17 protein-coding genes and 2 pseudogenes (2 of these 19 only partly in view) are annotated in these 24,985 nt (G+C 34.8%); 8 read left to right on the forward strand and 11 right to left on the reverse strand.

Annotation, left to right across the window (positions count from 1 at the left end):
• Positions 1 to 41: 41 nt before the first annotated feature.
• Positions 42 to 1,481 (reverse strand): hypothetical protein, encoded by a 1,440-nt coding sequence (locus A3H37_10815; GenBank protein OGL50963.1) that lies wholly within the window; start codon positions 1,479 to 1,481, stop codon positions 42 to 44.
• Positions 1,482 to 1,588: 107 nt separating this feature from the next.
• Here A3H37_10815 and A3H37_10820 point away from each other — a divergent pair, with 107 nt between their 5' ends.
• Complete coding sequence (locus A3H37_10820) at positions 1,589 to 2,335, forward strand: hypothetical protein (protein ID OGL50964.1); 747 nt, start codon at positions 1,589 to 1,591, stop codon at positions 2,333 to 2,335.
• Positions 2,336 to 2,337: 2 nt separating this feature from the next.
• Here the strand turns inward: A3H37_10820 and A3H37_10825 are convergent, their stop codons facing one another.
• From A3H37_10825 to A3H37_10845, 5 genes are all read right to left on the reverse strand, one after another.
• On the reverse strand, positions 2,338 to 5,613 hold the full coding sequence (locus A3H37_10825; GenBank protein OGL50965.1) for a hypothetical protein: 3,276 nt from the start codon (positions 5,611 to 5,613) through the stop codon (positions 2,338 to 2,340).
• A gap of 30 nt (positions 5,614 to 5,643) precedes the next feature.
• A complete protein-coding gene (locus tag A3H37_10830) occupies positions 5,644 to 7,464 on the reverse strand; it encodes a hypothetical protein (GenBank protein ID OGL50966.1) in 1,821 nt (606 codons plus the stop codon).
• 147 nt (positions 7,465 to 7,611) lie between these two features.
• On the reverse strand, positions 7,612 to 9,015 hold the full coding sequence (locus A3H37_10835; GenBank protein ID OGL50967.1) for a hypothetical protein: 1,404 nt from the start codon (positions 9,013 to 9,015) through the stop codon (positions 7,612 to 7,614).
• Positions 9,016 to 9,071: 56 nt separating this feature from the next.
• Positions 9,072 to 11,585 (reverse strand): hypothetical protein, encoded by a 2,514-nt coding sequence (locus A3H37_10840; protein OGL50968.1) that lies wholly within the window; start codon positions 11,583 to 11,585, stop codon positions 9,072 to 9,074.
• A gap of 42 nt (positions 11,586 to 11,627) precedes the next feature.
• Positions 11,628 to 12,095, reverse strand: coding sequence for a hypothetical protein (locus tag A3H37_10845; GenBank protein ID OGL50969.1), 468 nt, complete (start codon positions 12,093 to 12,095; stop codon positions 11,628 to 11,630).
• Between the two features lie 215 nt (positions 12,096 to 12,310).
• Here A3H37_10845 and A3H37_10850 point away from each other — a divergent pair, with 215 nt between their 5' ends.
• Entirely contained in the window at positions 12,311 to 12,736 is a 426-nt protein-coding gene (locus tag A3H37_10850) for a hypothetical protein (GenBank protein OGL50970.1), read from the forward strand.
• A gap of 105 nt (positions 12,737 to 12,841) precedes the next feature.
• On the opposite strand, the gene A3H37_10855 is transcribed toward A3H37_10850, so the two are convergent.
• Together A3H37_10855 and A3H37_10860 are read right to left on the reverse strand one after the other, a co-directional pair.
• Positions 12,842 to 13,900 (reverse strand): hypothetical protein, encoded by a 1,059-nt coding sequence (locus A3H37_10855; GenBank protein ID OGL50971.1) that lies wholly within the window; start codon positions 13,898 to 13,900, stop codon positions 12,842 to 12,844.
• Positions 13,890 to 17,342 (reverse strand): hypothetical protein, encoded by a 3,453-nt coding sequence (locus A3H37_10860; GenBank protein ID OGL50972.1) that lies wholly within the window; start codon positions 17,340 to 17,342, stop codon positions 13,890 to 13,892. The genes A3H37_10855 and A3H37_10860 overlap by 11 nt, the downstream gene beginning before the upstream one ends.
• 362 nt (positions 17,343 to 17,704) lie before the next feature.
• Here A3H37_10860 and A3H37_10865 point away from each other — a divergent pair, with 362 nt between their 5' ends.
• Positions 17,705 to 17,905, forward strand: coding sequence for a hypothetical protein (locus A3H37_10865; protein ID OGL50973.1), 201 nt, complete (start codon positions 17,705 to 17,707; stop codon positions 17,903 to 17,905).
• A gap of 8 nt (positions 17,906 to 17,913) precedes the next feature.
• Here A3H37_10865 and A3H37_10870 read toward each other — a convergent pair whose 3' ends face one another.
• Positions 17,914 to 18,570, reverse strand: coding sequence for a hypothetical protein (locus tag A3H37_10870; GenBank protein ID OGL50974.1), 657 nt, complete (start codon positions 18,568 to 18,570; stop codon positions 17,914 to 17,916).
• Between the two features lie 147 nt (positions 18,571 to 18,717).
• A complete protein-coding gene (locus A3H37_10875; protein ID OGL50975.1) occupies positions 18,718 to 20,709 on the reverse strand; it encodes a ferrous iron transport protein B in 1,992 nt (663 codons plus the stop codon).
• Between the two features lie 158 nt (positions 20,710 to 20,867).
• On the opposite strand from A3H37_10875, the gene A3H37_10880 reads away from it, so the two are divergent.
• From A3H37_10880 to A3H37_10900, 5 genes and pseudogenes are all read left to right on the forward strand, one after another.
• Positions 20,868 to 22,082 carry a hypothetical protein gene (locus A3H37_10880; protein OGL50976.1) on the forward strand — a complete coding sequence of 405 codons (1,215 nt, stop codon included), beginning with the start codon at positions 20,868 to 20,870 and terminating at the stop codon, positions 22,080 to 22,082.
• Positions 22,083 to 22,250: 168 nt separating this feature from the next.
• Positions 22,251 to 22,913, forward strand: a complete 663-nt coding sequence (locus A3H37_10885; protein OGL50977.1) for a molybdopterin-guanine dinucleotide biosynthesis protein B — start codon at positions 22,251 to 22,253, stop codon at positions 22,911 to 22,913.
• Positions 22,914 to 23,044: 131 nt separating this feature from the next.
• The gene (locus A3H37_10890) at positions 23,045 to 23,644 is read left to right on the forward strand and encodes a hypothetical protein (protein OGL50978.1); all 600 of its coding nucleotides are present in this window, start codon (positions 23,045 to 23,047) and stop codon (positions 23,642 to 23,644) included.
• Positions 23,645 to 23,922: 278 nt separating this feature from the next.
• Positions 23,923 to 24,189 carry a hypothetical protein gene (locus A3H37_10895; GenBank protein ID OGL51043.1) on the forward strand — a complete coding sequence of 89 codons (267 nt, stop codon included), beginning with the start codon at positions 23,923 to 23,925 and terminating at the stop codon, positions 24,187 to 24,189.
• 10 nt (positions 24,190 to 24,199) lie between these two features.
• Positions 24,200 to 24,985: pseudogene (locus A3H37_10900) on the forward strand (hypothetical protein) (it continues 51 nt past the right edge of the window).
• A pseudogene (locus A3H37_10905) lies at positions 24,973 to 24,985 on the reverse strand (hypothetical protein) (it continues 824 nt past the right edge of the window). The pseudogenes A3H37_10900 and A3H37_10905 sit on opposite strands and share 64 nt — an antisense overlap.

Here is a 24,985-nt window from a genome sequence, read left to right on the forward strand (position 1 = left end):
TTTTTAATGCAAATTTTGAGATTATATTGTGCCTCTATGTTTCATAGCCAGTCTGTAGGGGCAGAGCTTGTCTCTGCCCTTTGCGGGCAACCGCAAGGTTCGTCCCTGATATCTACCAATAATTTCTGGTTAATCAGCCTTCCGGCTGCGAAAAAATTCCAATAGTTAAATGATAACACGCAGAAGCTTCCCATTTCTTTTATTTTAAATTTTCCCACTGTGTAAAAGCATTTTATCCAATGTTTAAACTTGAACCATAAATTCCCCTTGTCATAGTAATCAAAAGGTATTGGGTAATCTATTGGCCAATCCCACCATTCCTCCTTATCTTTTACAAATTGGTGAAGCCAGGAATGTTTGATTTCCTCTTTGCAGCTGCTTTGGAAATAGTCATCATAAAGCTGGGTTGCATAGCAATTGATTAGCCCGTGCTTAACTGTCTTAAAATCTTCATCAAGTGATATTGTGCCATTTGGGCCTGCGCCTAAAGTCGTTTCTTCCCATGGTATTTTTTTGCAGTTATCCGTAAAATCTCTGACAGCTAATTCCGGGCTTTGAGGGTCCGGATATTCTTCTTCCTCGCGGGCTTTCTCAGGCAGGTCATAGTGAATCAGATATCTGTGTATCTTTATATGGTCAACATCAGGATTTCCTTCCCTTTTTAATTCCTTAACGGCCTTCCTTAAAAACAATAAGGATGCTTTATGGTCAGAATGAAAATCAAACTCATGGGTTACAAAAATATCTGTAGGTCTGAAATCTGACAAGATTTTTTTAAGGTCGCTAATTATATAATTTCTATTATAAAGCGGTTTTTCTCCAAGATAAATTTTATAATGATAGCTGTTTTTATAGGGAGAACTGTATCCACTTTTTGTATGCAGTACCATAGTAAAATTAAAACCCTCTTTCAGATAAATGTCATTATAGTCACAGTTGTATATTCCCCAGAGTAATCCATCAGGATATCCTAAAAAGATTATATCTTTTGGTTTAAGTCCGAGTTTACCCATTGCAGTAAAGGTTTCATGCTGGCGTATATAGCCATAATCAACAAAATCAATATCGCCGTCTTTATCATAGTCATAAACCGTGTTGCCCTTGGGCCTGAAGAGGAGGTCTCCATTGGTAATCAGGACTATTTTAACCGGATTACCCTGTCTGATAGTTTCTGAAATCACCATCGCGCAGCCCAGGGTTTCATCATCCGGATGAGGGGCAATTATTAAGATTCTGCTTTTAGAAAATTTCTTTGGTTGCTTTGTTTCATCTGAAAATCCCCCTGAATCCCCCTTTGACAAAGGGGGACTAAGGGGGATTATACCTTTATCCTTTGTTCCTTGTTCAGACAGGTTTGTTACACCATAAGCTAAATTTCCATTGATAATTTTAGAAGAGATGCTTAACTGAAAAGGCATCAGGATGGCTAAAGAAAATATTATGGTTCTAAGAATGGCAAACCTGTAAAACGAGAACTGCATTATTTGCTTTAGAAAAATATGTTTTTTGACATTTTATATTATTACTCTTGACTTGTTTTTTATTAAAGCATGATATATTAATTTTAAAAAATTTGCAAAAGGATTATATGAAATCACTTTCAATAATTATTCCTGCTTATAATGAAGAAAACAGAATCTTACCCACTCTCAAAGCCCTGGATGATTTTTTCAGAAAAAATAATTTTTCTTATGAGATAATAATAGTTAATGATGGCAGTCTTGATTCAACTGTGAAAGTTGTGGAAGAATGTAGGAAGAGCAATCCAAATCTGCATCTGAAATTAGCGAACCTTGAAAGAAATATGGGCAAAGGGATGGCTGTTAAAAAAGGAATTGAAGAAGCACAGCATGACATAATCATGTTTTTTGATGCTGACCTTTCCTGCGAACCCTCAAATATTAAAAGGGCATTTTCTTATTTTGAAAATCCTGACATTGATATTGTCATAGGCGACAGGAATCATAAAGATTCTGAAATAGTGAATCCTCCTTCTTTTTTACGAAGAATTTCGGGCAAGATTTATGCATGGATGGTAGGCAAATTTATCCTTAAAGGGATAACTGATTCCCAGTGCGGATTCAAAGTATTCAGGAAGGAAGCTGCAAAAAGAATTTTTAGAAAAACTACTATTCCGCGTTTTGGATTTGATGTAGAATTATTATATATTGCTAATAAGGCAAATTTCCGGATAATGAAAATGCCTGTAAGGTGCATAAACTCTCCTGGGTCAAGAGTTAAAGTCATCTCTGATTCTTTGGTTATGTTTAAGGATCTTTTTATCATCAAAGCCAATGACAGGAAAGGGCTTTACGATAATATAGGGAAATATTGAGTTTAGGATGTTACAATTTGCGGATTTATACGCTCGTTGAAGAGAAATCTTTTCCCCTGTAGTTTTAAAGCTCTTAAAAAATTTTTAATAGAAAATATAATTCTGTCCCTTTTACCCAACAGGTCGAGCTGGGAAAGGGGGACATTAAAATCTGTCGGAAGGTCCCACCACTCCTCTCTATCTTTTACAAAGAGTTGCATCCATGAATATTTTGTTTCTTTAATGCAAGGATGTTGAACTTTTGATACAGTATTTGGGTTTTGAGTTAAATAACAACCTATTACTTCATATTTAAGTTTTTTAAACTCAGAGCTTAATGGGATAAAACCATTAGGAGGATACTTTGTTATTGTATCTTCCCACTTTATGCGATTGCAATTTTTATCATCTCTTACTCCAAGCCTTAGATTATCCGGATCGGGGTAATTGTTTTTGCCAGCAAGATGGATTAAGTACCTGTGGGTTTTAATTCGAAAAGCAAACTCCTTGTTCAAATTTTTGAGATCCTTCAGAGCATTTCTCACGAAAAGAGGAACTGCCTGATGGTCATGATGAGTATCAAACTCAGAAGTAACAAATATATCCGTAGGTCTAAAAGCTTCAAAAATTTCTTTTAAGTCATTTATAACATAATCCCTTGAATACAATGTTCGCTCGTCAGAATAAGCCAATGAGTGATAAGCGTTTCTGTAAGGGGAAAAACTTGTATTCCCGCAAGTTATCACAGGAGACATTTTAAAAGGCTTTTTTATGTCATAATAGACCCTGTCATATTCACAATTATAAAGCCTCCATAAATTACCATCTGGATAGCCTAAAAAAATGATATTATTACGTTCAAGACCTAGTTTCCCCATAGCTTTTATTGTCTCTTGTTGTCTTATATAACCGTAATCTACATAATCAATATATCCATTATGGTCAAAGTCATACATTTTCTTTTTGTCAATAAAAAATAAGCGATCTCCGTTAGTCATGAGGAGAAGCTTGGCCGGATATCCTTTTTCTACTGCATCTGAAATTACCTTTGCACATCCCAGAGCTTCATCATCAGGATGTGGTGCAATTACAAGAATCCGTTTTTCTTTATTTTGAATCAGAATATTTCCCTTTTTTAATCCTTCAAAATAAAAAGCTTCATATTCTCCGGGTATTCTGTTAGAAAGATAGTCCCCAATGGTACTGCTTTTAAATACTTCTCCAATTGCTTCTCCAAAACCCTTATAAGCACTGCCTCTGAATTCTTTTTCAAGCCCGCTCATCCAGTAAAATGATTTGTCCGCATAGTTATCAAGCTCTTTAAAATAATACTTTCTTAATTTTGGATTTATCTCTTCTAACTGAAACAAATTCAGTCTGACCCCGTTTAAAGAATCCCCGATTCCTTTGCCAATTCCTTCATAACAATATTTCCTGTGTTCAAGGGGAATATCTTTTATATATTCCTTTTTGACTCCATTTATCTGGTAATAGAATGGGTTTAAACTAACAAGAGAGTATCCAAATCCAAAATAGAAATAAGTCTTGAAATCATCATCAATATTTTTCAGAAAAATGTCTGACAACTCTGTATTGCGCGGTTTGGACTTAATCCTTGCCATACATCCAAGAGCTTCATAGCAAAAAGGCTTGTACTCTTGCGGGACCTTGTTTATAAAGCTAAAAATCTTTTCAAGGCTTGCCCTATTTTTTGAAATATAAAAACTTGCTATCTCCCTGAAGGCTCCGTAATAAAAATATTTTCTGCAGTCCTTTTCAATTTTTTCTGCCACTTTATTAACTTGGAAAATATTATTATGATTTACATCCAATACAGTCTTTATCCCAAAATCTTCTGCTCCCAATGGCTTATACTCTTCTTTAAAATTATTTAATTTTGCAGCGATTTTATCAAAGTCTTTATTTGGAAAAATAAATCTTCTAATATAAGGTTCAACCCAGTATCCTTTATGAACCAGTCCGCTTGCAAAGTTTTTATTTAAAGATATAAAAGCAAGATTACTGTATAACCCAATAAGGCAAAGAAATACTATAACTGATACTCCTATAAAAGTTTGTATTTTTTTTCTATCTTTGAAAATAATTTTATCGAACGCAACAGAAATAACAGCAAACAGGAAAGGAAACAAAGGAAGAAGATATCTGTAATAATTTAAAGATTTATATACCTGGTTTGTTCCTCGAACAAAATTAGGAGCTCCAAATTCGCTTACTGTAAGAATCAAGAGAAATACAATAGTAAATATTATCAAAATAATTTCTTTAGAAACAGATGATGGTTCAATTTTAAATTTTTTAAATGGCAAAAGAGCCAATAAGAATTTCTTAATAAATGCTTTATTTTTATAAACCAATACCAGAAAAGACAGTAAAGTTATTATATGGTAAACAGCAGAGAAGATACTAATATCCTTTCTCAGCAGAATCCCCATGAATTGGAAAGACTCAGGAATACCTAATATTATCAACCTAATAAATTTCTTGATTAGAAATAAAAGTGTGTTAGCAGGTATATAAGGCTTGTTGTATAGATAAAGATTAACATGCTTTGCGGACAGAAGATAGAGAATCATTGGAAAAAGACCAACAATAATGCCGGCAGAAAAAGCTACATACCCAAACTTAGGAAAACTATTTTTATCACTGACATGCCATATAATAAAACATGAGATTAAAGTAATAAGAGAGGTATAACCATAAAACATTCCAAATCCTAACAAAATGCCCAAAAAAGTAATTTTCACATATAAACGTGTAAGTGTCTTTTCTTCCATAGAGTTATTTCTCAATAAAATTTTGTAAAAAAGAAAAATTGTACCAATAATAAATAGGTTAATCTCTATATGCAAAGCCCACGAAATCATATTGTTAAGGGTGAAATAAGGAGGAGATAAAATATATAAGCATGAAAAGCATACCGCTGCTTTTCTATTAAAATAAGTATCTAAAAAAAGAAACCATAGCATTAATGTTCCAAGTGAGAAAAAACAAAGAGGAAGAAGCTTTAGCGAAATAAGAGAAGTTCCAAAAGTGTAAAAAAAAGGAACAGCCAGAATCGCTGATATTAAATGACCTCCATGATTTGAAGTATATAGATAGAAAAAGAAAGGAAGCTCAATTTCTTTATTAATAAGATTATAGGCAAGAAAGCCCATCGGGCGTTCTTCATACATATCGCTGATCTTGATATCTGAAAATAAAACGAGCAATCTGAATAAAAGGAAGGCTACAGCAATAACACATAAAGTTAAATACCTTGATTTTTTTTTATTTAACATAACAAGTATCTGGTTAGCAAAAAGACCCTACTATTTAAGATTACGATAAATCCAGAAATTCATTGGGTAACCACCGCCTTCACGGCTGTAACGATGGATTATTTTTTCAATACCAGCAGGGTCTGAATTTTTTCTTCTTTCAATCACAATGTCGAAACCAAAAATATATTTCCCAATATTTTCTATAACCTTTCTCTCGCTGCTAGCAGTATCAATAAGAATAAGTTCCCCAACTTCCGGAGAAGTCGTAACAATTATATCATAATCATTATCATTTAATTTTTCATTCGAACCAACCTCTTCTAATATTACATTCTCATTAATAGGATACATAAGAAGAGGATAAGAACCGTAAGGTCTGCCATAAAGCTTAGAATCCAATGAATAAGCCTGCCAGTATTTAAATCCTATTTTTTCACCAGGAATTGAAGCCTTTGAAAGCTTTTCAGCCATCAGGAAAAACCCGTTATCAGCGGCACGTATCTTGTTAAGGCTATAGACATACAGATATTCCTTCACAAATAAAACTATAAACAGCAAAGATGCAGCTACATAAAAAAACATACTCAAAATCCTAAAACTATTCTTAAAATTATCAGCAATACTCTTCACATAATCAAAAACATCACTCAGGAGTAAAGCACCTATAATGGAAAATAGCGGAAAAAGATGGAGCATATATCGCACATACCAGACCTTCCAGATTCCTATGACAAGAAATCCAAATATGGCTGGAAGAGCTATAAAATCCCATGCTTTTTTATATTCAAGGAGTTCATTACTTTTAAAGGCTTTAAATGTAAAATAAAGTAGTCCCGGGAGTAATAAAATAACAAGATAATGAGATAAACCAAAACCGTATATCTCTTTTAGATAGTAAACATATCCGGATAATGGAAACATTTTAACTCCCGGTGAAAACTGAAGCACTCCTTCACCAAGTGTTTCCTTGGTTATTTCTATCATAAAAAATGTTTTTAAGAAGTTTTTAAAATGAAAAATAATATGCGGGAATATAATGATAAATGAAAATAGTGTGGAAAAAAAGAACACAGTGATATTTTTAATAATATCATTATCCTGAAAAATATTTTTAATATAATTTGAAAAATCTTCCTTTCTTTTGATTAAATAAACAAACGACAGAATAATTAAAAGAATAGGTACAATCAAATAAATCCCTGTCTTTAAAAGCCTTACAGCAAGCCAGAAAAGATATGTCAGAAGAACTATATTAAGATAAAAATATCTAACTTCTCTTTTCATCGTTTTTTCACTGGCTGAAAGAACCAGGAAAAGAGGGAAATAAATTAACATATAAAACTTTGATGCGATTGATAACGCATAAAATATGCCTGCACAGATTAGATATCTGCTCTTTCCGGACCTGGAGTTTTTTATTAAATAAATTAATGATAAAAGGAAAGTAAGCAACACAGGGTTCTCTGAAAGTATTCTGTGAGAAGAAACATTAAAGTATGGAGATATAAGGAAAAAAAGAGAAGAAATAATTGCAACTTTTAAAGGGAAAAACATCAATGCGAGATAAAATGTTGCAACAAGCGATATTGCTCCCATAATAAGCTGGCAATACCTTGCCACAAAAAAACTCATCCCGCTCCCTGAAATACTTGCACAGATTTCTGTAATAATTGGATTTACAATTCCGTGGTTAAAAAAACTTTCAGAGAAATGTCCGTGCTTAAACAATTTCATACCGCTCCCATACTCAAAAAATTCATCCATGAAAGCCTGATATCTTGCTGTGTGGCAAAGGGAAAAGTAGAGAGCAACAATAATAAATAATCCTAAATATTTTACTGATTGATTATTGATAGCACGTTTTGACAAATTACAGCCTCTTTACTGTTTGCTCAAGTCCATTTAATAGTAAATTATTATTATATTATTTTTATCACTCTGATTACAAAAAAAATTTCCTATATTGTATCTATTGCCTTGAAAAGATATAAATTAATTTATCCGGATAATCAGAAATTACCATGTCGTATAAAAAATTATTTCAAAAATAAAAGTCTGGATAAAGGTTAAGGATAATAACTGGATGTCAAAGTGATTTTGAGAGCTAATTTTAGAAAAATAATTAAGAAGTTCTATTACAGGTAAAATCATGAAAAGGGCGAGAAACATCCATACCCTGCCAGTCTCAAAGAAATATAATCCGCCAAGGTTCATTTCTAAAAGAGTTATGATAAAGGCATAGATACAGTATCTAAGCATTTTATTACTATTACCTTTTGCTCCTTCTTTTTTAAAAAGATATTTGAACCAGAGCCATGAGGTAGCAAATCCGCTGAAGAAAAAAAACCCAACAAAGTTTGAGGTCCTCGATAGGAGATAAATTCTCCATTCCCGCAGAGGTGAACCATAACTCATCATATCCTTGTCTCTTGCCCGGTCAAGGCAGTCTAATATATTATAGCCAGCAAGATAAAAGGCTAAGGCATAGATTGCACAGAAAATAAGGCCTGAGATAGTTATAAAAAATAGCACTCTCTTCCAGCTTTCGTCTTTCTTATATAGCAACGTGCCGGTCATTATGATGAAAAAAAGGCCCTGATAAGTTGCAGAGAAGGTCATAAACATTGCAATTGAAAGAGCGATCCCGTTTGCTATAGCCAATAAAAGCATGTTCTTATTCTGGATTAGAAATTTGAAAAAAAAATAAAATGGCCATAAAAGGAAAAACATTAAAACACCATCCATGCATGTAGCACTGTAGATAGCTATGTTAGGAGTCAATATCCACAACAAGACTGCTAATCGTGCGAGCAATCTATCCAGAAACAGTTTTGCCGTTAAATAAAAGGGGATTAAGCTTAAGTTAGTAACAAGTATTGATATCAATGATGCCCTGAGGACCCCTTTGCCAAAGGTCCGCTCGATTACATGCAGAAAAACATCTCCACCCGGAGGATGGGTATTTGCATGATGGGAAAGATTCGGCATCATATCGACATAATCTCTTATGAAGCTCCTAAGCCCATTGATTTTTGGGAGATCTGCATAATATTCGTAGGGAGTGGAAAGGAAGGGGTGTGAAATGGCATATATAAAACCATTATTCGTTGAAGCAAGAAAGATATTGAAACAGAAAACTAAGCCCAAAGAAACCAGAAGAAAGGAGAAGTCATCAATCTTCCGGAAGTAATCTTTTTCCCATAGATAGAGGATAATTAAAAATGTTAATATTGTGAGAAAAACATAGGCAGGACTCGCAGCAAATTGTGGCCATACAAGCAATGCAGTTTCATAGACCAGGCGTCTGAACTGGTCGCCCATCCATACCTGGAGAAAAGAAAAATAAGCGACTGTGATCAGAAAGACAACAACAGTTCCCTTTATAAACTCATACCATTTTATCTTTTGTGTTTCTGTCATATCTAAGCTTTAAAATAGGTTTGCTTTCTTGAATTTATTAAAAATTATTAATAGATTTAGTACTTTATTTTTAAATGAAAATAATAATAATAATTTTGTTTTGAAAGAAGGAAATCTTCTTCAATCCGTTTTCTGATTCCTTCTTTACAAAAAACCTTATAAGTTTTTTCAATTTTATTTAATAATCCATCAATCCTTTCTGGGTCCCACCATAGCATATACCCGATTCCGCTTCCAAGTCCTTCATAGCAATATCTTCTGCCTTCTTTATCAATGGATTCAATGCAACCAACTGCTTTATTAAAATTAGACCCGTATTTCCAAAATAAAGCTTCTCCCAGTGCATGATAAAGATAGAATCGATAAGTTATATCCAAGCTCTGAATAATTTTAATTGCTCTGTTTATATCATTAATGAAAAAACTGCCGGCAAAAGTGCCAGCCCCTTCATATAAATAACTTCTGTATTTCTCAGGGATTATTTTAACTGTCGCTTCAAAACTACCCGCAGACTCCCATAAAAGCCAAGCCATACATTTCCCCAAAGCCTTATAGAAATCTCCTCTGTATTTTTCCGGGAGCTTATCTATCCGTTCAACTAAAGAATTAATATCTTTTCCTGAGTATTCAATTTCTAAATCCTCAAATTTTGGCTGATAATCATTGCTAAAGTGATTTAGCAATCTTAAAGATTTATTTATCTCATCATCTGTTTTAAGTTTAACATATCTTCTTAAAAGACTTCCAAGTTCCATACAAAATAAATTTTTATATTTTTCATCTGCTTTTTCTATTAATCCTGATAACTCTACAATCTTACTATCCTCTCTTTGCAGAAGATTAAAATTTATTTCGTCAAGAGTTAAAGAATGGCGCATTCCATTAGCAGCTCCCTGATAAAGAGGAAGTTTCAATTTTTCATCTAAATTTTTAATTTTATCAAAAAACCAAGGTAATATGTCTATATCCCTTCCAAAATATGAACCAAACCCCCGCAAAGCAACGATTTTATACTGGTCATGAAGTCTCTCTATCAATTTAAAACCTTCCAAAGGCTCCTCCCTGTATCTTTCAGCAAATTTTTCTCCCATAATGAAATAGTCAGAACCGCTGTAAAGAAAAACTTTCCCAAAATCTACAGGACTGACAAGTTTAAGATAGCTCAAACCACAAAGGGAAAGAGCTATTAACAAAATAAAAATACTTAAACCTTTTTTGAGTACTTTCTGCCTTTCAGAACCCCAGAGGCTATCAAGAAACAAAGCTATAGTTGCAAAAACAAAGGGGAAGAGAGGCGTAAAATACCTGAAAGATAAATAAAAAAATTTGTCATAAAATGTAAGAATATAAGCCTCTGATAAAACCTTTTTAGAAACTTCAAATTCAGATACAGTAAAGAGTAAACAATAGAAAATAGGGAAAACAAGCAAAACTACTTCATTTGAAATTTCCTGAGGAAAGGTTTTAAACCTTTTGAGCGGGAATATTCCGAAAAATAATTTTTTTAAATATTTTCTATTTGCTTTTAGTATAAAAATAAATGAAACAAGAGCTATTAAGTAATAGAGATATGCATCAAATGTAGTCCCTTTAATACCCTCAAAACCAAATGAAAACGGTATTCCTGTCACTACCATCCTGAATAATTTGGTAGCAAAGGCTTCTCCACTCTCAATCAGATATATTGGCTTGCCATGAAAATCAAAACTCCCGAGCTTAAAAGAGATTGTATTATAAATCCATGGGCTGAAACCAGTCAGGAACCCAACAACAAAAATTAAAAATGACTTTTTAAAAAAAAGCTTTTTATCAAAGATAAACCAGAAGATGAAAATTGTTAAAAAGGTTGCAAAAAAAGTCAGAGCAAAATAGCAGGCAAACCCGCATATAAGTCCGAGAAAGAAAAATTTCACTCCATCAGATTGTCCTTTGCTGTCATTGTGAGCAACCTCAGTAACCGAAGAATTCTCAAAAATCCCCCCATCCCCCCTTTTACAAAGGGGGGTAATGGGGGATTGCTTTATAGCTTTATCCTTAGAAGAAATGTTATCAGAAAAGAAGATATTATAAAAGAGAAAGAGGCTTGCTATCGTAAAAAAATTTATCTCATAGTGGTTCCCCAGAGAAAGAAGGGAAAATTTGAGATTATTTGGTGGTGTTATAATAAACAATAAAGAAGCGATTATGGCAATTCTTGAATTAAAAAATTTATCAAGAAAAATATACCATAGGATAAAACCTCCAAATGAAAGAATCAAAGCTGTTATTTTCAGAGAGATGTAGGAGGAACCAAAGATTAAAAAAAAAGGAGTTGACAGCAAGCCAACAACCATTGCGCCAGGTGCATAAGGCTGGTGCTGATAATAAAAGAGTGGCATTTTTAGACCGTTCAGAACTTCAAGGGCTATTGTGCCATTATACCTTTCCTCTTCCATTATGAACGGCTCAAAATTAAGGAATAAAGGAATCAGGCGGGAAAGTATAAAAAGGAGAGAAAGAGAAAAAATTAATATTCCTTTTCTCCCCTTATAGGGCTGTGAGACTTTTATTGATACAGTGTCAGATGCCAAATTTAATTTTTAGAAGGAAGTGAATAGGGATTTTTCTAAAAGCTATATAATGTATTTCAACCTTTCCGTATATTTCCTTATCCTTTCATCTCCTTCCTTTTCTAATTCCTTTAAAAATGCCTCTCTTTTCTTAGTCAGATTATAATGGTCTACAGCATTTTTAACCAATAGAATAAGCTCCTTATGATCAAAAGGCTTGCTTAAAAAACCGAATGGTCTCAGCTCATTTACAATCTGGTTTTCATCAGCATCTCCGGGATAGCCTGTCACAAAGATAAAAGGAATATTTCTTGTTTTTCTTGCCCTGCGAAGCACTGTCAGACCATCAATCCCCGGCATCTTGATATCACAAACCACCGCTGCGTATTCATTTTTAGCTAATTTTTCTAATGCTTCGTGACCATCATTTGCTGTATCAATCCCATACGAGGTATCTTCAAGAGAATTGGATATTGTCTCCCTTGCAACCTCATCATCATCAACAACAAGAACTGTATTAATTTCTTTCATATAAACTTCTCCTTGAAGTTAGATATTTTAAACATCCTACTTAATTTATTATTTATTGCATTTAAAAAAGTCAATAGAAATCTCCTTGACATATTTTTGAAGACAATGTTAGGTAAAATTAAAAGATTTGCGGGACAGGAATGTCTCTCCCATTGATAGGCGGGGTTTCTTAACCCCGCCAAAATAATTATTAGAAGAAAGAGGGAAAATTTCTTATGAATAAATTAGACCCAACAGCATTATCTGCTTTAACCTCTAAAAATTACCAGTCAGGTTATAACTGTGCAGAAGCCGTACTCTCAGCTTTTAATGATGCGCTGAAACTGAATCTTGATGTAAAAGTTGCAACTGCCATGGGAGGAGGAATCGGGGCAGCAAAGAATCTGTGTGGTGCCTTAAATGGAGGGGTAATTGTGATTGGTGCCATTTTTGGAAGAAATACTCCAAATGAAAAAGTGGATAAAATATATCCCATCGCTAAAGCATTTCACGACAAATTCAGGGAAACATTTGCAACTACCTCATGCTTTGAAATTACAAAAGACATTGAATGGAAAAGCGCAGCCCACAAAGAACACTGCTCAAAAGTCGCTTCAAAAACAGCAGAAATCCTTGCAGAGACTATCAATTCAGCAATATAGATAAGTTTAAGCAGCCTTGTCTCAGACCAGGGAATTAGATTTTAACATGCTGTATTGAACCTGCATTTCCAGAATTGAAGCTTTTTAAAGGGGGAGGGGTAAGCCTTAATAGTCCACTGCCAACAGAACAGATTCTCTCTCTTCCGTTATTACCATTTCAATTACTTTTTTGCACTTTAATACTACATCAACGATTTGAGGGTCAAATTGAATCCCTTTATACTTTTCAAGCTCATCATATGCATATCCAAAAGAAATGGCATCCCTGTATGGCCTCGTTGATGTCATTGCGTCAAATGCGTCAGCAACTGCTAAAATTCTTGCAAAAAAAGGAATCTCATCGCCCTTTAAGCCGTCAGGAAATCCCTTGCCATTATAAAACTCGTGATGATGCTTTATTGTATTTATTATTTCTTTATCTTTTATCAGAAAATCTAAAATTCTTGCTCCGGTTTCAGGGTGTATCATTACGCTCTGATATTCCTCCTTTGTCAGTCTTGTTGGTTTATTAAGTATTGCTTCTTTTACTCCTATCTTTCCAATATCATGAAGAATACCGGAAAGCTTCAGTTTATCCAACTCTTTATTGTCTATACCCATCTCCTTGCCTATTATAAGGGCAATACCTGTAACTCTCTTTGAATGACCTTTGGTATATGAATCCTTTACTTCAAGGGCTTGTGCCAGAGCTTCTATTGCATTCAGAAATATATTCCTTATCTCTCTTGTCTGCTCTTCTACTCTGAGTTCTAAATTGTGATGATACTCCCTGTTCTCTATTATCAATCTTCTTCTTTCAAGCGCCCTTTCAACGCTTAAAAGCAAACTATCAAGATAAAACGGTTTTGTTATATAGTCATAAGCTCCTATTCTCATTGCTTCTATTGCAGAGTCTGTATCAAATGAAGAAGCCACCATAACTACTGCTATATCTCTGTATTCAGAGATAACCCGTTTTAGAAGCTCAATGCCGTCCACAACAGGCATTTTAATATCAGAAAGTACCAGTTCAACGTTTTCATTTTCAAGTTTTTCCAGAGCCTCCTTCCCGTTTACAGCGGTTGAGCAGTAATACCCGTGGTGTTTCAAGTGTTCTGAAATCAGCTTCCTGATATTCTCTTCATCATCAACAACAAGAATTTTTTCTTTTTTATTAGTGGACATTTCTTGTTAGAACCTCCTCAACAGCTTTAATTAAATTTTTTGTCTGGAAGGGTTTTTCCAGAAAAATATTACCTGTCTTCTCTAAGAATGATATTGTATTGGGATTAACTGTGTCTCCGGTAATAAAGATAATATTTTTTGCAATTAATGGGTTTTCAATTTTAACCAGATTGTACAGTTCCTTCCCGTCTAAAGAAGGCATCTTAATGTCTGAAACTATTAAATCATAGCTTTTTCTCTTGATTTTATGAATTGCATCGTTTCCATTCCCTGCAAGGTCAACTTTGTGCCCGGCACTCTCCAGCGCCTCTTTAAGCAAAGCCCTTATCATCTCTTCATCATCAACAACAAGAATTTTTTTACATCCGGCTGAATTAGCTTTTTCTATTTTTTCAACAGCATCATGTTTATCTGCCCCTTGAATTACAGGAAGCTCAATAAAAAATGTTACCCCTTTATCTTCATTGTTCTTTGCATAAATCTTTCCGGCATGTTCTTTAACTATTCCGTAGCTCAGACTCAATCCAAGCCCTGTCCCTTTCCCAACAGGCTTGGTAGTAAAAAATGGGTCAAATACACTTTTTAAATTCTCCCTAGGTATCCCTGTTCCGTTATCTTTAAAAGATATACGGATAAATTTTTTCTCTGCGTCTGACTCTTGAGTTTTAATGACTTCTGTCTTCACAATAAGTCTTCCGCCATTATTAGCCTCAATCATTACCTGTTCTGAATTTATTACAATATTTAAAAATGCCTGTTGAAGCTGATTAAAATCAGCCATAGTTTTTGGAAGAGTGGGGTCAAGTTCCTCTATAACCGCTATATTTGATACCTTCATTTCATAGGCTCTCAGTCTCATGGTATTTTTATATGCTTCATTAATATCAACATAGGTTTTCTCGGGTTTTTTCTGTCTTGCAAAGGTTAACAGGTTCCCTACAATCTTTGCTGCACGGTTGGCTTCATTAAAAACCTTTTCAGCATCGCTCTTCAATGATTCTTCTTTTGCCTTTCTCATCAACAACTGGGAATACCCTATTACACTTGTAAGAGGGTTATTTAGCTCGTGAGCAACACCTGAAACAAGCTGTCCCACTGCTGCCAATTTATCAGCCTGAAGGAGCTGTTCCTGAGTGATTTCCAGTCTCTGCAATGTATTTTTCAATGTTTCGTTTGATTCGATAATCTTTCTCTCGGCAGCCTTCTTCTGCGTAATATCCTTCATAACATGGATGGAGCCTGTTATGTTGCCTCTAGAGTCAAAAAGCGGTGTAGTTGAAACAAAAAACAGATTCCCATCGAGAAAGCCCTTCCCTTCAATCTCTTTTTCACAATATCTCCCGGTGCTCATGCTTTCTGCATGTGGACAATTCTTCTGAAATTCAGCGCCACAGTTAAAAATCTCGTAACATTTCTTCCCAATCAAATCTTTAGGCTTCATGTTTAGTTTAAATGCTAAGAACCTGTTTGCCCTCGATATATTAAACTCCTTGTCATGTATCGAAACCATATCAAACATCGAATCAAAGGTATTTTCCCATTCGTTTTTTGCCCTGAGGATATTCTCAAAGAGTTTAGCATTGTGAATTGAAACACTGACCTCTCTGCTTATAATTTCAAAAAGTTCTGCATCTTCTTCTCTATACGAATTGGGTTCTTGTCTGCCTATTGAGATAAACCCAATAATCTCATCCTTTGAAGTTAAAGCGTTTGTCAGCATCGACCTGACACCAAACCTTTCAAGCACTATCTTCTCTCCAAAAAACTGGGCTTCTTCTTTAAGGTCTTTGCGCAAGAGAGTCTTTCTTGTTGTTATACATTGCTCAAATGCAGTTCCTTCAATCGGAGCAATTACGGGTTTTTTTAAAATAACAAATTTATCTTTAAAGAAATATAAAATATCAACCTGTTTCTTTGAAATATCAAACAAATGAATTCCTCCAAATTCTGAGGGAATTACTTCCGGAATTCTTTTAGCAATTATCTGCACAATTTCATCAATATTATGTGTTTCGCTGATAAATTTTCCGAGTTTATTTGCCATCTCAATCTGTTTTGCTTTTTTCTTTGAATTTTCATAGAGCAATCCATTCTCAACACCAATTCCTATCAGTCTTCCGATTGAACCAAGAAGGGTAATTTCATCTTGTCTGAATTTTTTATGATATTTACTCCCAATAGCCATAACCCCTAATACTTTATCCTCCTTTGACTTCAAAGGAATATAGGCGCCTGATTTTAACCCCTCGCTTTTTACTGCTTCAATGTTTAAACGGGGAATATTTCTTATTTCTTCAAGTGCTATTGTTTCCCCTGTGGTAAAGGCTTTCCCTACAAGCCCGTCATCAGCCTTGAGAGTTATAACCGCGTTTATAAATTCCTCTGAAAGACCACAGGAAGATTTAAGCACGAGGCTATATGTTGGTTCATCAAACAAAAAAATTCCGCCAGCATCAATTTCTAAAACCACTAAAACCTTCTTAAGGGATGTGTCTAATATTTCCTGAAGGTTCAAAGAAATGCTTACAACGCTTAATATTTCGGAAAGAGAAGTAACCATTTTATTATGTTTCAAAAGCTCACTTTCCCTCTGAGCAATATTTTCTGTCATTTCATTAAATGTATGGCATAGGAACCCGAGTTCATCATTTTTCTTTACACATAAACGTTCAGATTTTTCTCCTTTCTCAAATATTTTAGCGGACTGAGTAAGTTTTCTGATAGGCTCTGTTATGATTTTCCTCAATGCTACAAAAAGGCATCCTCCTATAAAAGATGAGAGTAAAACAAAGCCTGCAATGGTTTCTAAAAAATTAATAAAGAGGTGTTGCTTAAGCCTTTTGAGGTCATTTGAAACAAACACTAAACCAGTAATATCTTTGTTTTCCTTATCTCTCTTGAATGGAACAATCACCTCATAACATAAATCCTCATCATCTATTCCACTACTAAAGTTTCCATTGAGCATTGCCTTCTTAATTTTTCTAAAAACTTTTTCATGCTTCCATTTCTTATTCTGCAAAAAAGATTCTATTTTTTCCCCATTTAAATTATTCTGGGATGATGCAACTATTCTAAAATCCTCTGATATCACAAAAACTTCCAATAAGGATTCCGGGATATCTTTGAAATTAGCAAGAAACTTGCTCTCATTCTTCATGACACTGTGGCAGGAGCTGCATCTCTCGTTCCTTGTTGTGTGTTCCACCATTGTTTGTAAAGATGGAATTTTATTATTTATAATCAGAAAGCTTGCTGCGTTTGAAACACCCAGGGCAATTCTTTCAGTTTGTGTTATGTAGTCATTAAAAGAGTAATTTTTCTCTCTTTTATATTCAATATATGTCCCGATTGATGTGGCAAAAATCAGAATTGTTACAACAACTAAGGTAATCTTGAAAGAAATTGAGTAGTAAAATTTTACAGAACCTTCTTTTTTCATCTAAAAACACCTTTCAAATTTTATCCACCTTTTTTGAATTATTTTTCTTTTGTTGGTCTAACAACATAAACAATCGTTTATGCAATTTTCGTGCCAGAAAATTGTCTATTTTAAAATTCATTGAAGTTATTGTTTTTATTAATAATTATTTTAAAAAAGTTAATGGTTTTAAAGCAGTTTTTCTCTAAAAAGTGACAAATTTAAAAATTTAGCGTGATTTTATTGACAGCAGGAGTTGCTAATTTTTTAAATTCCTCAACAACTCTTCACTATGATTGACAAACTATAATTTTTTTTATAAAAAATAAGATAGTTGGCTGATAACTGAATTTTTATTAACTTATTAAGCTGATAGCTTGAATATGAAATGCCCGACATGTGACAAGCAGGTTAAATTCAAAAATAATCTTTTTCGTCCTTTTTGTTCAGAACGATGCAAGCTGGTTGACTTAGGACATTGGTTTGAAGAAAGGTACATTATAAAAGGACAGGAAGATGAAAGCGGAGAAAAAAACAGTAAAGAACTTCCTGAAGAAAATCAATCTTCCAAAGAAAAAAAATAGTCTTTAATCTAAATTTTCTTTACATAAATATCCCTTGCAATCTCATAATCCATGGCAAGGGTTGTTTCTTCAAAAACTATAACAAAACTCGGCTGCCTCTGATGCACTTTTACAATCGTTCCCGGAAATAATCCCATTGATGTAAGCTTATCAAGGCGACCGTGCTCTGAGGTACACATATAAGAAATCTTCCCCTCCTCGCCTGCCTTTAAGGATTCCAGTGAAACGAAAACGCTTTCTAAACTATCTCTCTTTTCCCCGCAACACATTCCCGGAGGTATCGGCTTTCCGTCAGGACAAAACCTTGGATGACCAAGAAGGGTACAGATACTGTCTGCAACTTCGTTATTCAATATATGCTCAAAATCACATGCCTGCGATTCAGCTACTTCATTATCCTGCATATCAAGAACATCAAAAAGAAGCCTTTCAGCCAATCTGTGCCTTCTTATTACCAGCATTGCCTCTTTTTTCCCTTTATCTGTCAGGGTTATCCTGTTTTCAGAATCAACTGTAATCATCTCGCTTTCAATAAGATTTGTAATTAAATCATGTATAATATCTTCTCCGAGAGATTTTTTAACCTTATCAACCTTAACCTCTCCCTCATCAGCAAGAACACCTATCAACTGCAATGCCTCCTCACGGTTTTGGGATGTAATCATAATGTTTTCTCCTTGCAATATTCTACAGTAAGGTTCAGGAATTCAATGTTGTTATTCAAAAATTTTAACTTTTAATCTGTGGTTTTGGTTTTTGACTTCTGAGTTTTGAATTTGGTTTATATTTAACTCCGGACTTCTTCAACAATCTCACACAAGCGGTACATATTGTAAGAACAGATTGAGCAACCCTCCTATCAGGATTGCATAAGAAAAAATAAAAAGAGTCATAAGCATAGCTCTTTTCATACCCTGTTCTTTGATTATCACAAAGAAATTTGCAAGACAAGGAACAAAAAGTATCATCACAGCAATTGCAACTGTTACCTGATGAAGGTCAAGATATCCCTTTTCAGCAAGCTTGAAAAGCCCTGCAACCCCATAGTCCCTGCGCAGGAATCCAACAATAAAAGCCTCAGCAGACTTTTCTGGAAGCCCTAAAATCCCATGGACTACAGGACTTATTCCCCGCTCTACTATCTTGAGAATTCCTAATTTGCTGAAAGAGAAAAGTACAAAAGTTCCGAGCAAAAAAAGAGGAACAGCCTCTTTCATAAACCACTTGACCCTGTAATACGTTTTTACCAGAATATTATAAATCTTTGGAACTCTCAGAGGAGGAATCTCGCTTAAAAAATCTGATGATTTCCCCGGAAGTACCTTTGCAGCCAGATACCCTACAATTAAAAGTTGCAGTAAAACTGTAACAATAACTATAAGCAGTGCCTTTGATGACATGCTTCCAAGCATCCCAAGTACTACACCAAGCTGTGCAGAGCAGGGAATTCCAAGGGCTAAAAGAAGGGTTGCAATTATCCTCTCTCTTCTTGTATCAAGAATTCTTGTTGTAAGAACAGCCATCGCACCACAGCCAAGCCCAAGAACCATTGGAAGCACTGCTCTTCCCTGAAGCCCTATTTTTTTAAAAATTTTATTTGACATTACTGTAAGCCTTGGCAAATAGCCTGAATCTTCCAGAATTCCAAAAAAGATAAAAAAGAATCCAACTATTGGAAACACGATTGCAACAGAATACTTAATCCCAACAGTTATCAGCCCGTATTCTCCGACAAGAAGCTCATTTATCAGCCCAAAAGGGATTGCTTTGTTTAATATCTTTATTACTGCTGGATTTATGTATTGCCCGAAAATAACCCCTTCGAGAAAATTAACCACAATACCTGCGCCAACTATTCCAACAAGTTCATACATTAAAAGCAATACCATCAACAGTATTGGAAATCCCCAGAAAGGATGCATACATAAATTGCTGGCTTTTTCTTTCCATGCCTTTGGCTTCTTTCCCTCAACTTTAACGCATTTTTCAAATATCTCATTTATCTTCTGTTGTTTCTCCTTGAAAATTACAAAGTTTAACGGCTCTCTGAAATATGATTTCGTATTATCAACAATCCCTCTGATTAAATCTGTTGCCAAATTTGGTTTTATCTTTTTAAGATATTCAAAAAGATTCTCATCTTCAGCCACCAGCATAAGAGACAAAGACCTTTTTGAAACTGATATATCAGGAATGAATTTGCCTATCTGTTTAACTGCTTCTTCTATGCGTTCGTTATATGTAAAATTAAAAGATGGTTTCTTGAAATCATTGAGCCCTGCCTTCAGTTCAGGAATCCCCCTTCTTTCTGTTGCAATTGCTGGAATTACTTTTATTCCCAAAATCTCTGAAAGTATTTTAGTGTCAATTTCTATTCCCCTATCTGTTGCCTCATCATAGATATTTAAAACTAATGTTAATGGAAACCCCATCTCAACAAGCTGAAAAGTAATTAAAAGTGACCTCTTCAGGTTCTTTGAATCAGCCACCTGAATTACACCAACAGGATTTTCAGTTAAAAGAAGGTCCCTTGTAACTCTTTCATCTTCTGAACGGGGCATCAGGCTATTTACTCCGGGGCTGTCAATTAGTCTGATTTTGGATGGATTCTTCCCGGGTTTTGGCAGAAATATCTCTAAAACTCCTTCTGTTACTTCTACCGTTGTACCCGGATAATTGGATACGGTTACATATTTTCCTGTCAAAAGTCCAAATATAACGCTCTTGCCAACATTCGGATTGCCAACGAGTATTATAGCTGGTATCTCTTCACCATTTTTTGAAATAGCTTTTTTGTGTTCCATTTGTTATAAATTAAAATTGAGACTCAGTCTCAAAATAATTTATTTGTATTTTTTTGTCAAGTCATTTTTTTGATTTATTCCCCTAACTCTTTGAAGTTGACTAATTCTTGAAAAAATGTTTTAGAAAGATTTATGTTTTTTAATTTTCTAACTTTACAATGATACCTGTAGAAGAAGCACGCGATATCATATTAAGAAGCATAAATATTCTTGGTAAAGAAGAAGTAAACCTTCTAAACTCCTTAGGAAGAGTTATTGCTGAAAATGTTTATTCACACCTTACAATCCCTCCATGGGATAATTCAGCAATGGATGGCTATGTAGTTATATCAAGCGATACCAGACCCGCATCAAAGAAAAATCCTGTAAGACTTAAAGTTCTGGAAGATTTGCCTGCAGGCAAAGTATCTGATAAACAAATAAAAAGCGGTGAAACAATAAGGATTATGACAGGCGCACCTATACCGCTTGGCGCTGATGCTGTGGTGATGGATGAAGAAACCCTGAGAGATGGTGAGTATGTCAGGATATTGAGCCCTGTTATTGGAAAAGAAAATGTAAGACCCCGTGGTGAAGATATAAATACAGGAGATTTACTTATTAAGGAAGGGAAAATCTTAACTCCTGCAGATATAGGCATAATGGCAAGTATTCAGAAATCAAGAGTGCAGGTGTTTCAGAAACCGAGGGTTGCTGTTCTTTCAACCGGAGATGAACTTGTTGATATTGACGAGCCCATAACAAGAGGGAAAATCGTGAACAGCAACAGCTACTCTCTTGAAGCACAGGTTAAAGATGCAGGAGCAATACCGGTACACCTCGGAATTGCAAAAGATACCAAAGATGACCTTCAGAAAAAACTTCTCTCATCTTTAAGTTCTGACATCATCATAACCTCAGGAGGAATTTCAGTTGGCGATTATGATTTTGTCAAAACTGTTCTTAATGACCTTGGAATGGAAATGAAGTTCTGGAAGGTTGCAATGAAACCTGGAAAACCATTAGCCTTTGGAAGTATTAAAGGAAAACTAGTTTTCGGACTGCCGGGCAATCCCGCTGCATCTATGCTCTGCTTTGAGCTTTTTGTAAGGCCTTCAATTTTTAAAATGCAGGGAAGAAGTGATTTATTCAGAAAGGAAGTGGTTGCAGAGTCTCTGGAGGATATAAAGAAAAAGCCCGGAAGAAGGCACTTTGTAAGGGCAATAGCTTCTTTTAAGGATGGGCAATATTTCTTCAAAACTACAGGACCTCAGGGCTCTGGAATGCTGACATCCATGATGCTTGCAAACAGTATTGCAATAATCCCGGAAGACTCAACAATTCTGAAAAAAGGAGAAAAGACTAAAGTTATATTGCTTGATGAAAGGATTTAAACTATAAAATTCTAATTTCTAATTTCTAAACAATTTCAAATGACCAAAATCCAAAATTCTAAACAGTATTACCAAAATAGTTTTGAACATTTAAATTTAGAATTTTGGATTTGTTTAGAATTTCGTGCTTAGTGCTTAGAATTTTTCCTTATAAAGGAGAATTTAGTGTTGCCACCAATTATCTCAATAGTAGGAAAATCTGATTCAGGAAAAACTACATTAATAGAAAAACTCCTGCCGGAGATTTTAAGAAGGGGTTATAAAGTTGCAACTGTCAAGCACCATTCACACAATGATTTTGATATTGATGTGGAAGGAAAGGATAGCTGGCGCCACGCTAAAGCAGGCTCAGCAAAAGCAATAATCTCCTCGCCAACAAAGTTTGCAGTGATAGGTAAAACACAGGAAGAGACAAGCTTAAATGAAATCCGTGCAAAATATTGTGACGGAATAGATTTGGTCCTCACTGAAGGATACAAAAGTCAGAATTATCCTAAAATTGAAATTTTCAGAAAAGGAATGCACAAGGAACTTCTCTGCAAGGATGATGATGCGCTTGCCGCAATAGTTTCAGATATGAAGTTTGACAGGAATGTTCCTCAGTTCTGGCTTGATGACGTGAAAGGGATTGTAGATTTTATTGAAGATAAATTTTTAAAGCCAAGCACTAACACAGAGGAGGTTTTTTTAAAAATTGATGGCAAAGAAATTCCTCTAAAACCCTTTATTCAGGAGTTTTTCAAAGGGACTATCAGCGGAATGCTTAAAGGGCTTAAAGGAACCAGCAACGGAAAACATGTTAGCTTGGAAATAAGGTTTAAGGATAAGTAGGTGTAAAAATTTCAAATAACAAAGCTCAAAGTTCAAATTAAATAAAAAAATCCAAATAATTAAAACTTATATTATTCTGGTTTTGACATTCATTTGACATTTGAATTTTGTTATTTGAACTTAGGTAATAAATGTCAAAACATTCTCAAAACATTTCCTGTTTCCTCCTTGCTGGAGGACAGAGCAAGAGGTTCGGGCACAACAAGGCTCTTATAAAGATAGGAGGAGAAAGATTAATAGACATCATAATAAAAAAGCTGTCAGAAGTTTTTCCTGAAGTTTTTTTAATAACCACCCCTCGGAACAGCTACCAGGATATTCAGATAAAAAAGCTATTTGATATCATACCAAACAAAGGCTCGCTTGGCGGTGTTTATACCGGACTTGTGGAGTCAAAAACAAGCCACAGCTTCTTTTTTGCCTGTGATATGCCTTTTATAAACGTGGAATTAATTAAATTCATGCTTGGAAAGAAACCGGATTACGACCTGTTAATCCCAAAAACTGAAAAAGGGCTGCAGCCCCTTCATGCAATCTATTCAAAAGCCTGCATTCCCCATATAAAAAAACTTATAGATGAGGATAATTTTAAAATCCTTGATTTCTTCGATATGGTAAAAGTAGAATATATTTCTGAAAAGATATGCAGGAAATTTGACCCTGAAGGAAATATCTTTCTTAATATAAATACTCTTGAAGATTTAAAGATTGCAGAGAAAATGAATTTGTAAAATAATCCCAAGGCTCAGAGGCTAAATTGAATCTAATAGCAATCTGTAGAAACAGACCTTTAGGTCTGTTATTAACAGGTCTAAAGACCTCTTTCTACAGTTTCCCAAAAGCGTATAAAATTTTAGTAATATCTTTTTTCTTAAGCCTTATACCAATAGTTTCGTATTCTGCTCAGGAACTTTTAAAAGAGCCCTGGGACAACACTGTATTCCCACAAAAGACAACAGGAATTGAATCTTCTGATGAAAGTAACTTTGTTAATTTTTTCAGAAGTCCTATAAAATATTCTCTTGCTTCAGCTGTAAAATTTTATCAGTATGCCATATCTCCTGTTATTGGGAGCAGATGCTCTATGTATCCAAGTTGTTCGCAGTATAGCGTCCTTGCACTGAGAAAATACGGAGGACTGGTCGGTTTTGTAATGACTGCTGACCGGCTTATGCACGAAGCAGAAGAATTGCAGTCAGGACCAATTATAGAAAAAAAAGGAATTTACCTTGTTTATGACCCTGTTGAAAACAACGACTTCTGGTGGAACAAGTAGAGACTCTTCAATGACAGCTTTTACTCTTGCTCTTCTTGTAGTTTTTTTCTTCTCCACAGCCAACTGCTCTTTTAGTGAAACAGCAGAATTCCCTGAAAAACTTTTTCAGTTTGCAGAATCACTTTTCAGGGAAGCTGAATACTACCGCGCCATAACAGAATACAAGCGTTTCATATCATATTATCCTGAAAACCAGCTTGCAGAAACTGCAGTGTATCAGATAGGGAATTGCTATTTTCAGGCTGAAAAATGGGATGAGGCAATAAAAAGCTTCGAGGATTTTAATGAAAAACACCCTGAATCGCCGCTTGTAAAAGATACGCTTCAAAAAATGGGCGAAGGTTATCTTAAAAAAGGTGATAAGGAAAATTCAAAAAAAATATTTGATTTAATCAATGAAAAATACCCGAAAGACGAAGCCGGCAATAAAGCAAAAATCAGTCTTGGGACGCTCTATCTTGAACACCATGAATGGAATAAAGCCTCAGAAGTTTTTAGCAGGGTTGAGGAAAGAAGCAGATACAAAACATTAGCTGACAGGCTGATTCAGGGCTCAAAAGAGGCAGAAAGGCTTCCAGGCAAATCCCCTGTTTTGGCAGGAACTCTTTCTGCTCTAATTCCGGGAGCCGGACAGCTTTACACAGGGAGAAGGCTTGACAGCCTTGTTGCTTTTTTGCTGAACGGAGTTTTTATATTGGGTGCAGTTGAATCCTTCAATAAAAATATTTATGTGGCTGGAGGGATTCTTTCTTTCTTTGAGCTTGGCTGGTACTCTGGAAATATCTATAATGCCATC

This window comes from Candidatus Schekmanbacteria bacterium RIFCSPLOWO2_02_FULL_38_14 (assembly GCA_001790855.1).
Lineage (GTDB): Bacteria > Schekmanbacteria > GWA2-38-11 > GWA2-38-11 > GWA2-38-11 > 2-02-FULL-38-14-A.